The organism is Eubacterium sp. CAG:156, assembly GCF_000434315.1.
GTDB lineage: Bacteria > Bacillota > Clostridia > Lachnospirales > Lachnospiraceae > Eubacterium_U > Eubacterium_U album.
On sequence record NZ_FR878180.1, the window covers coordinates 1 to 707 of the forward strand.

General features: G+C 29.3%; 2 protein-coding genes. Both read left to right on the top strand.

The window, feature by feature from the left end:
* A partial coding sequence (locus tag ABMA45_RS09315) for a hypothetical protein (RefSeq protein ID WP_348030237.1) occupies positions 1–433 on the top strand: 433 nt, incomplete at its 5' end.
* A gap of 18 nt (positions 434–451) precedes the next feature.
* The coding region (locus tag ABMA45_RS09320) for a hypothetical protein (protein WP_348030238.1) at positions 452–707 on the top strand (256 nt) is incomplete at its 3' end.

Below are 707 nucleotides of genomic sequence, written 5' to 3' on the forward strand. Positions count from 1 at the left end.
GGAAATGTTTAAGGAAGGAAAAAGCTTTAATAAGGTAAAGAATGTTGTTGAGAGTGGTAGAAAGGTTATTTCTTATACAGAATATGACAATATATATCAGAGTAGTATACATAATGCAGACAAAGAAAAAGTAATGCTTGGAAAATATGATGGAGGTGATCCAACCAGTTATATAACAAAAGCAGGAGATGATTATACATATTTTAGTTTGGGGAATGAGTGGGATACTATTAAAACTAAATATGGATATACGGATGATGAAATGTTTAAATTGTTTAATGAGGCATTCCTAGATGATGGAATAAATGAAGGAAAAACATTTCAGTTTTCACATAATCCGATTAATGATACTGGTGCATTAGGAAAAGAGTATCAATACCTATTAAAAAATAATTACAAGTGGGATGCTGAAACTATGACAATGAAACCATAATATTAAAGGAGAATAACAATGAATGTAGATGAATTATATGATTTAGTGGAAGATTTTTTTGGATATAAAGCAAAGATGAGGTATATTAATTCTGCAACAAAGGAAGTTGCATGTGTATTATATGATTCTTTTTTGTTAAAATGTAATTTAGATGATCAGTATGGAAGATTTGGAGCGGGTTTGGAAGTAGGAAAAGAAGGTGTTATAACAGAATTTTTAGGAAAAAGTTGTTCGTTAAATAGCGATGTTGAGTCAATTAAAAAAAGTTTGCAAA